Below are 8,696 nucleotides of genomic sequence, written 5' to 3'. Positions count from 1 at the left end.
CCGACAGCACCCGGGCCGCTGTGGACGTCGGGGGCCTGGACCGGCCCGCCCGCCGCCGCGCCACCCGGCTGCGCCCGCTCACCAGGAACGCCGCGGACACCGGTCCCGGAGCGCTCATCCCGGGTGTTGAGGCCGTGTGGCACGACCGCGACGCCGCGTTGAAGGCCTACCGGGACGCCGTGCCCGCCGAACGCCGTCCCGACTGCGCGTCTTCTTTGATCCACATGCACTGCAACCGGCTGCTCGGCGACCTGGACAGCGAACGCCTGGCCAGGGCGCTGGCCACCGACCTCCTCGCCAGGCCCAAGCCGTGACGACCACCGCCGACAGCGCGAAGATCGCGTTCGCCGTCGCCGAACGGCTCCTCGACCCCGAATCCGTCGCCGCCGCGGTCCCCGGGCCAGGGACCGCGTCCCTGGCCCGGGGCTTGGCCGGAACCGCTCTCCTGCACGCCCGGCTGTCGGCCACCGACCCGGTCTTCGCCGCCGCCGCCGACCACCACTGGGCCAAGGCCGCCGCCTACGCCGGACCCACCGGATACGAAGGCCCGGGCGTCTACCACAACCCCGGCGGCCTGGCTGCCTCCCTGATCATCGGTACGGCGTACCTGCCTGCCCCGGAATCCCGCCACCAGGCGGTCGAACGGGCGGCCCGCTGGATGTCCGCCCAAGCGGTCGACCTCGCCGGCCAGCACCAAGCCCACCAGGCGGCCGGTGAGATCGGCACGCCCCGCCACGTCTACGACGTCATCACCGGCCTCACCGGCATCGGCCGTGTCCTGCTCGCCTCCGTCCGCACCGGGCACGACGCCGAACCCGGACTCCTCGCCGCGCTCACCAGCCTCACCACCATGATCCACACCCGGCACGGGCCACTGCCGGGCTGGTGGTCGTCCAACACCCCGACCGAGGCACCCTGCGCGGCCACCGGCATCGCCCACGGCATCGCCGGACCCCTAATGCTGCTGTCCCAAGCCCGCGTGGCCGGACACGAGGTCGACGGACAAGCCGAAGCGATCAGGGAGGCAGCAGCCTGGCTGCTGCGCTGGCAGATCTCCGACACCCGCGACTGGCCGCCCTACGTCACCGAAACCGAACTCACGACCGGGATCGCGGCGCCGGTCTCCGGCCGCCGCGACGCTTGGTGCTACGGGACCCCGGGAATCCACCGTGCCCTCACCGCCGCCGCGCGCGCCATCGGCGACCCGGCGCTCGGCGAAGCCGCCGATAACGCGCGGAGCGCCTTGATCGCGCGACTGGCCGCCTGCTGGGACGTCGCAGGCCCAGCCCTGTGCCACGGATACGCCGGCGTGCTCCAGGCGACCCGCGACGACCAAGCGGCCGCAGCCGTCATAGCACTATTCAACAACAGCGACCGGTTCGGGTTCCCCCGTGCCGCGAAGCCGTCTGAGACCAGCGAAGATCCTGGCTTCCTGACCGGAGCGGCCGGTGCCGCGCTCGCCCTCGCCGACCACGGCGCGATACCCGCAGCGCCTGGCGCCGACCCGTGGGAGGTGTTGCTCCTACTGGCGTAGGTCCCCGCCACGCATGGTGATCATGACGGTGCTGTCCTTCTTGACCAGCAGCAGCCACGTGTCCGGCTGGGGCTGCGCGCCAGCGGGGTGGACCTCCACCGACACGCTCATGCGTGGCCCGCCGTCGGCCTTCCACTCCCGGATCTGCGCGGAGACCTGTTCGGCCAGCTCCTGGCTGTCCGGCCCGTAGGAGGCTACGCCGAGCTGCGAGAAGTCCGCCGTGACGGTCAGGTACGCCACCGTCCCGCCACTGACCACACCCATGCTGCCCCAAGGGAACTGCGGGGACGTGATCCGGCCCGCCTCGACGGCGTCGCGCGAGGCCAGAACCCGACAGAAGCCGGGCAACCGGGCCAGCCAGAAGTCCAGAATCTCCGGCATGACGAACTCGATCCCGGTCCACACGATCGCGCCCGGGTACTCCAGCGCCCGGCCCGCGGCCTCGACGTCGACCAGGCCGCCGTCGTCGATCCGCAGCAGCAGGTCGCCGTTCTGCCCGCCCACCCACACGTTCTGCTCCGCGACCGCGTCGACACCCCGTAGCGGGATGAACCCGCACGGCTCCAGCGACTCACTCCGCAGCACCTCTCCGTCGCGCCGCAGCGCGACCGCCCGGGTCAGCCCCGCCATCCGCAGCGGAACCAGCAGAATGCCGCCGTCCGCGAGCTGATCACGCCACGCTGCAGTCACATCCCAGGCCCCGGCCGTCACGATGATCCGGTCGTAGGGGGCAGTCGCAGCCCAACCTTCCGCGCCATCACCGACGACGAGCTCTACCTCGTAACCCGTACGGCTCAGCGCTCCTCGCGCGCTGTCGGCGACGTCCTTGTCGTATTCGATGCTCGTGACGGCGCCCGATGGACCGACCAAGCGCGTGAGCAGCGCCGCGTTATAGCCCGTGCCTGTCCCGATCTCCAAAACCCGGTGGCCTTCGCGAACATCGAGCTGTTCCAACATTGTCGCGACCACCCCCGGCGCCGACGCCGAGCTGATCGCCACCCCCGCTTCATCGCGATGGGTCACTACCGGCCCAGAACCATAGGCTTCCGCCAACGCCGAGCCCGGTACGAACGCGTCACGGGGGACTTCCCCCATCACCGCCGCCACCGCCGCTGAACGGATCGCTCCCTCGCCGCGCAACCGGCCGACCATCCCCTCGCGGAGTTCCGTCGCGCTGGGACCTGACGAGCTCAACACCTGAGAGTCCACCCCTCGAAGGGTAGTTCAACGCCAGGCCGGCCAAGAGGTCCTCGGTCGCATCCGCAGCCTGCTGTCTTGATGATCGTGGCCGCCACTCTGAGCTACCGAACCTCGCTCGATGTGCCTTATGTCTTGTAGGCCCGCAGCTACCTGGACCTGCGAGAGAGTGCTTGACATCCGAGATAGGGCCGCCGTCCTGGCGCTGCTGTCGCTCGCCGCGCTGAACGGCGCGCCACCTCCCGGCGCAGCCGAAGCGATCGAACGGATGTGCGACTGGGTCGACCTGTGGAAACAGGACCAGGACGACCCATGGTGGCCTGGCTACGTGACCCACGATCGAGCCGAGCGACCCCGGCCCTCCTGGTGCTACGGCATCGCCGGAATCGCCCGAGCCCAGCTCGATACCTTCGGTGATGTGGTGGACACCCGCGCAGGTCAGCTGTCGCGCCTTCTGTTGTGTGCGAACGTCGAACGCGCCGCACGCCGTACCGGGCGCGTGACGCCCCTCGCCGCACTGATGCGACAAGCCGCCGATGATCTGGCGCAAGAACCTTGAGAACACTCGATGCACACCCGGCCAAGGGCCATCCAAGTCGGCTGCGGCGAGTTTCCCCCGAGCAGCGATCTTCGGCCCTCAGCAGGAGGGGGGTCTCGGTCGTAGAAGGGTGCAATGCGCAGCCCTGTTACCGAGTTGATTCGCTCTTGCTTGTCGGAGCTCGGTGTCCGATACGGTACAGCGCCTCGACGCCTGCTAACCGATCGGTTCCGGCCGCCGGGAACGGCAGGTCAGGGTACAGCTGAGGTGAGGTGGTGGGCGAGGGTTTGGATGTCGGCGAGGAGGCCGGCCGGGGGTTGGTCGAGTTCGAGGGCGTGCTGGTGGAGGGTGATGCCGGCGCGCTTGATCCGGTGGGCGGTGTGCGGGGCGTGGCCCTTGGCGTAGAGGAGGTGGCCTTCGGTCAGGCCGAGGGCGGTGCAGTAGGCGAGCATCTGATAGAGGTCGGCGTCCGGGTACCCCATACGGCTGCCGACCTTGTATTTGGCGTCGGCCACGGCGAGGGGGGTACCGCCGTCGGAATACCACCCGAAGTCCGGGCGCATGCGGATCGCGTTGCGGTCGTCGAGATACATGGTGTCCCGTACGGAGCAGCGTCCACCGCTGCCGACGAGGGCTTGCCGCAGGGTGACAGTGACGAAGTCCTCGAAGACCGAGGGCATGTCGAAGACGAATCCGCGTACGACGACGTCGCCGGGCCGAGGTTCACCTTCCACGAGGCGAGCGCCACGTCTTAGCCTGAGGTTGCGAGATCGTCAGGAAAGGGCAGGGCCTATGAACGATGGCAATACGCCCGCGCCGATGAGCTTCGGCGAGCGCGTCAGATTCTTCCGTGACCGACTCGGCATGACCAGACCCCTGCTTGGGGAACTCTGCGGCAGGTCCGGCGACTGGGTCAAGAGCATCGAAACAGGGCGGCTCCTCATGCCGCGAATGCCTCTCCTGCTGCACATGGCCGCGATTCTCCAAGTCGAGCTTCCGGAACTCACCGGTGAGCAGCGACTCGCAACCGCGGTCTACACGAAGAACATCCACGAAAAGGCCGAGAGTATCGCGCGATCCATCGCCACTTACCCCCTCACCAGCACTGATCAGGAACCCGTCTCTGCTGACACACTGGCCGCGAATGTCTCCCAAGCCTGGATGCTCTGGCACGGCTCACCACACCAGCGGACCACGATCGCCTCCATCCTGCCCCGCCTGCTTGACGACGCCCGCACAAGCGCGCGGTTCCTGGACGGAATCGAGCGGCGCCGAGCCCAGGTGGCGCTCGCACAGGTCTACCACCTCACGCAGCTCTACCTGGCCTTCCAGCCCTTCCCCCAGCTGGTCTACCTGACCGGAGACCGCGCGATGCTGGCCGCGCAGGACGCGGACAACCCGCAGGCCATCGCAGCCGCCGCCTGGTACATGAACCACGTGTTCCGCGATGCGGGACAGCAGGCCGAGGCACGGATCGAACTCGCCCATCAAGCGAAGAAGCTGCTGCGGCCGACCGACAGCGACGAGGACCGCCGCCTGTGGGGATTGCTTCACCTGGCCATCGCCTTGTCATACGCCAAAACCGGCCGCCGCGGTGACGCCGAACGTCATTGGGACCAAGCAGACAAGGCCGCACGCTCTCTCGACCACCACCACCCGTGGCTGATGTTCGGGCAAGACATGGTGGACGCCTATGCCGTAACCATGTACGCCGACCTCACCGACGCGCACACCGCGACTCGCCACGCAGACCGGCTTACCGTCACCGGAATACCATCGGCGACGCGTCGGAGCTTCCACATCATCGAAGTCGCACGCGCCTACCACCTCAAGCGAGAGCCCATCGCCACCGTTCACCTGCTCAAGAAGGCTCACGAAATCTCGCCCGACACCATCAACTACAACTTGTTCGCCCGCAGCGCCGTACAGGAGTTGACGTCCAATGGCGGCGCCACCGTTCGAGATGATGCCCGGGAACTCGCGCGGATGCTGGGGTTGACCCCCGCCTAGCAAACGTCCCTCTCAGGAGGGGACAAAGTGTCCCCCTCGACGAAGGGGGTTGAACTGTCCCCCTCCCTACGGCGGATCGGGCGGATGCTTCCCGTGTGAATCCGCGTCCTCACCGTGGGGAAGCCAGTATGGCCCGCTCCCTCTATGACACCGACGCTGTGCAGCGGGAACAGGCCAAAGCGTTCCAACAGCGCACCCGCCTATGGCTGGTCATGTGGCGGCCCTACAGGCGCCGCTACACCGCGTTCTATCTAGGCGACTCGCCCGTCGGCGTAATTGTGGACGCCAGCACCCCCGACAAGCTACGGCACTCGATGGCCGTAGCCGAGATAGAGCACCTGAAAATCACGCCCATGACCCAACCCATCTCCATTCAACTGAACGAGGTAAGTCAGATCGAAACCCCAGAGCGTGGGACTCCAGCCGGGATGACAGCCAGTGCTCTCCGGGACCATAGAACATAAAGAAGTTCCTTCCCTCCCTGTAAGGAACACGAGATGGATGGACGATCAGAGTTCGACCGATGGTTCGGCAGACCGGCGACCCTGGTACTTCAACCGACAACCCTGTGCAACCTGGACTGCAGCTACTGCTACCTGCCATTCCGACGCCTCAATCACGAGATGCCACTCGAGGTCGCCACGGCCGTGGCCACTTCGGCAGCCCAACTCACCGAGAACGGCGGCCCACTCGGTATTGTCTGGCACGGTGGAGAACCGCTCGCGCTCGGCCGACCCAAGTTAACCGATCTACTCGCGCCGTTCGAGGGCCTGCTCGAAGCAGGCAGGATCCGGCACTACATTCAGACCAACGCCACCCTCTTGGACGATCAATGGTGCGAACTGCTGATCCGCCATGACTTCCGAGTTGGTGTGAGCATCGACGGGCCGACGGCTTTGAACGCCCGGCGGGTCGATCTGCGAGGCCTGCCGATCTTCGACCGGATTCTGCGCGGGATCGAGCTGCTACGCGCCCACGGGATTCCCTTCTCGGTCATCGCCGTCGTAGGAGCCGAGGGCGTCACCGCGCCGGAAGCACTCCTGAACTTCCTCGCCAGCCTCGGCCCGCACACCATCGGACTGAACGTAGAGGAAATGGAGGGCGTCAACCGTTCGACGGTCCCCATAACCCAGGAGCAGGCTGAGCGGTTTTGGGTACGGGTCTTCGACTGGTCACGCCACCGGAACGGCGTCCCGGTGGTGCGGGAGATGGAGCGACTTGCCGAGTACCTCCATCTGGTCCACAGCGGACATCGCGACAGCTGGGACAATCGACGCCTCGACCCAATCCCCACCGTGTCTTGCGATGGGGACGTGGTGTTGCTGTCGCCCGAGCTGGCCGACACCGTCGATGCCGCCTACGGAAACTTCCTAGCCGGGAACATTCGCCAACAAACCATTTCCACCATGTTGGCGCAGGCACATCGACTGCTCTACGTCCAGGAATTCATGGTCGGCCTCTCCCGATGTCAGGCTGAATGCGACTTCTGGAACTTCTGCCGTGGCGCGCAGGCAGGCAACAGGTACTTCGAAAACGGCAGCCTCTCCACCATGGAGACGGCCTATTGTCGCCTCACCCGTCAAGCCCTCATCACCGCCCTGTCCACCAGCGCATCCGTGGAGTAACTCATGCCTGTCCTGGAGTATCTGGTCACCACGACCTCGGATGTGGTTCGTGATCTGATCCGCCTTTACGTTCCCGAGCGTCCCGTGCCGATGCAGGCCGGGTTCAACAACCAGCCGTCGTGGGACAACTGGTCCAAGAGCCCAGGCCCCTTCGACAACAGACCCTCGTGGGACAACTGGAGCAAGAAGTAGCTCTTGGTCCTGGTGGGCGCGCCGGTTCACGTAAGCGCGCCCACGACCGGTGCCGTCGCTGAGAGGCTAAGGACCATGGAGATCACGCATACGGTGCGCCGGACTGACGTCGCACTACCTGTCATCGACGAGGCCCATCTGGGGGAGGTCGATTCGATCGACGGCGACCTGGACGAGTTCAGCTACGTCGGCAGCGCTCGTCTGCGAGAGCTAAACCTAAGCGGGACCCACCTGCTCGACGGGCGCATCACAGGCCTGACCGCACAGCGTGTCCGGCTGGAGCAGCTCCGCGTGGACTCGGTCGTGTTTTCCGGCTGTGACCTGTCCAATCTCCACTGGTCGGACAGCAAACTCTCCCGAGTTGTCTTCCAAGATTGCAAGCTTCTCGGGGCGACGCTGGAGGAGATCACGTTCGGCAACGTGCTGTTTGAGAGGTGCAAACTCGATCTCACGGTCTTCGCCCGTGTGCGCGCTGCCGAACCCGTCATCTTCTCTTCCTGCTCCCTACGTGAGACCACGTTCGCCGCAACTGATCTGAGCGGCGTGGCTATCGACGATTGCGACCTCACCTTGGCCGAGTTCGACGGCGGCAAGTACCGCAACCTCGATGTGCGCGGCACCGACCTGTCCAGCATCCGCGGCCTGTTCTCTCTCAAAGGGATCATCATCGACCGATGGCAAACCCGGCAGCTCGCCGAGGCACTGGCGGCTGAACTGGAGGTCACCTTCGGCGAGGACCTTGACGAAAGCTAGCCATGTGGGAGGCAAGCCATGGGCCTCAAGTTGCTGTTCAACGACTTCGCTGATGTCGAGGGACGCATCGACATCAGTAGTGTGGGTCAGGTCGGCGACGAACCCGGCTACGACGACCCCAGGGCAGTCGTCCCTCTCGGAGATTGGAAGCCCATCAGTGGCGAGGAAGCCGAGCAGCTACGACCCGACGCCGATACCCCGGCCGATGTCGTCCTCGAGCTGATCAGTCAATCGCTACCTGTCTTCGCCTCCAGCGAGCCCCAGCAGCGTGCGGATGCTGCGGCCGCTCTCGACCCACTCGGCGGCCGCTGGCCGTACAGGCATTTCGTCTACACGGCCAGCCCACCCGGTTGGCTCACCACCAGCGAGGACACCAGCATCGACCGCCGGATCGGCCTGCACATCGACAACTGGGACCGGCTGCCGTACGGGAGCCGACTGAACAGCAGTCGGCGTCTGTGCCTGAACTTCGGCCCTGGCTCACGCTATCTCCTGGTGTGTGACCGGGACATCATGGAAGTCTGCCGTGTCCTGGACCGTGCCCAGGAGCACCACTATCCGCACACAGACGACGTTCGCCATTACGTCGCTGAGGGACATCCGCTGCGATGCCTGCGAATCCGCCTTGAGCCCGGTCAGGGATACATCGCACCAACCGAAATTCTGCCCTACGACGGCTCCACCAGCGGCGTTCATGAATGGTCACTCGCTGCTTTCTGGCTGGGCTGAACCGGTCACCCCTCAGCCGGGGCCGTTCTGGACGGCCCGGATGGCAGGCACGTCCTCGAACTCGTCATCCCGCTGCGACGCCGAACCGCCCCCGCCCCCACGACGCCGGCCGCGCCGG

10 protein-coding genes are annotated in these 8,696 nt (G+C 66.3%); 8 read left to right on the top strand and 2 right to left on the bottom strand.

What is annotated here, in order from left to right; translation table 11 throughout:
* Both RUR_RS00545 and RUR_RS00540 read left to right on the top strand, forming a co-directional pair.
* The coding region (locus RUR_RS00545) for a lantibiotic dehydratase C-terminal domain-containing protein (RefSeq protein ID WP_283132822.1) at positions 1 to 314 on the top strand (314 nt) is incomplete at its 5' end.
* Positions 311 to 1,534: a lanthionine synthetase C family protein gene (locus RUR_RS00540; protein WP_283132821.1), complete on the top strand. Its 1,224-nt coding sequence runs from the start codon at positions 311 to 313 to the stop codon at positions 1,532 to 1,534. The genes RUR_RS00545 and RUR_RS00540, both read left to right, overlap by 4 nt.
* Here RUR_RS00540 and fxlM read toward each other — a convergent pair.
* Complete coding sequence (gene fxlM / locus RUR_RS00535) at positions 1,523 to 2,743, bottom strand: methyltransferase, FxLD system (RefSeq protein WP_283132820.1); 1,221 nt, start codon at positions 2,741 to 2,743, stop codon at positions 1,523 to 1,525. The two genes, RUR_RS00540 and fxlM, sit on opposite strands and share 12 nt — an antisense overlap.
* A 157-nt stretch (positions 2,744 to 2,900) precedes the next feature.
* Here fxlM and RUR_RS00530 point away from each other — a divergent pair, with 157 nt between their 5' ends.
* Entirely contained in the window at positions 2,901 to 3,290 is a 390-nt protein-coding gene (locus tag RUR_RS00530) for a lanthionine synthetase LanC family protein (protein WP_283132819.1), read from the top strand.
* Between the two features lie 230 nt (positions 3,291 to 3,520).
* Here the strand turns inward: RUR_RS00530 and RUR_RS00525 are convergent, their stop codons facing one another.
* A complete protein-coding gene (locus RUR_RS00525) occupies positions 3,521 to 4,003 on the bottom strand; it encodes a 5-methylcytosine restriction system specificity protein McrC (RefSeq protein WP_283132818.1) in 483 nt (160 codons plus the stop codon).
* Between the two features lie 58 nt (positions 4,004 to 4,061).
* On the opposite strand from RUR_RS00525, the gene RUR_RS00520 reads away from it, so the two are divergent.
* From RUR_RS00520 to RUR_RS00500, 5 genes are all read left to right on the top strand, one after another.
* Positions 4,062 to 5,279 carry a helix-turn-helix domain-containing protein gene (locus RUR_RS00520; RefSeq protein WP_283132817.1) on the top strand — a complete coding sequence of 406 codons (1,218 nt, stop codon included), beginning with the start codon at positions 4,062 to 4,064 and terminating at the stop codon, positions 5,277 to 5,279.
* 497 nt (positions 5,280 to 5,776) lie between these two features.
* A complete protein-coding gene (gene amcB, locus RUR_RS00515) occupies positions 5,777 to 6,904 on the top strand; it encodes a cyclophane-forming radical SAM peptide maturase AmcB (RefSeq protein WP_283132816.1) in 1,128 nt (375 codons plus the stop codon).
* A 3-nt stretch (positions 6,905 to 6,907) separates the two neighbouring features.
* Positions 6,908 to 7,096, top strand: a complete 189-nt coding sequence (gene amcA, locus RUR_RS00510) for a multiple cyclophane-containing RiPP AmcA (RefSeq protein WP_283132815.1) — start codon at positions 6,908 to 6,910, stop codon at positions 7,094 to 7,096.
* Between the two features lie 75 nt (positions 7,097 to 7,171).
* A complete protein-coding gene (locus RUR_RS00505) occupies positions 7,172 to 7,849 on the top strand; it encodes a pentapeptide repeat-containing protein (protein WP_283132814.1) in 678 nt (225 codons plus the stop codon).
* 18 nt (positions 7,850 to 7,867) lie between these two features.
* On the top strand, positions 7,868 to 8,578 hold the full coding sequence (locus RUR_RS00500) for a hypothetical protein (protein WP_283132813.1): 711 nt from the start codon (positions 7,868 to 7,870) through the stop codon (positions 8,576 to 8,578).
* Positions 8,579 to 8,696: the final 118 nt, after the last annotated feature.

Source organism: Rhizohabitans arisaemae (assembly GCF_025996515.1).
In the GTDB taxonomy this organism is placed as follows: Bacteria; Actinomycetota; Actinomycetes; order Streptosporangiales; family Streptosporangiaceae; genus Rhizohabitans; species Rhizohabitans arisaemae.
The sequence above is the reverse complement of the archived record's forward strand: the minus strand, read 5'-3'. Positions and strand labels throughout refer to the sequence as shown.

What these genes read in the sequence shown, in the direction of transcription:
- RUR_RS00520 (WP_283132817.1), top strand. Translation starts at nt 4,062, where the DNA reads ATGAACGATGGCAATACGCCCGCGCCGATGAGCTTCGGCGAGCGCGTC.
- amcB (WP_283132816.1), top strand. Translation starts at nt 5,777, where the DNA reads ATGGATGGACGATCAGAGTTCGACCGATGGTTCGGCAGACCGGCGACC.
- amcA (WP_283132815.1), top strand. Translation starts at nt 6,908, where the DNA reads ATGCCTGTCCTGGAGTATCTGGTCACCACGACCTCGGATGTGGTTCGT.
- RUR_RS00505 (WP_283132814.1), top strand. Translation starts at nt 7,172, where the DNA reads ATGGAGATCACGCATACGGTGCGCCGGACTGACGTCGCACTACCTGTC.
- RUR_RS00500 (WP_283132813.1), top strand. Translation starts at nt 7,868, where the DNA reads ATGGGCCTCAAGTTGCTGTTCAACGACTTCGCTGATGTCGAGGGACGC.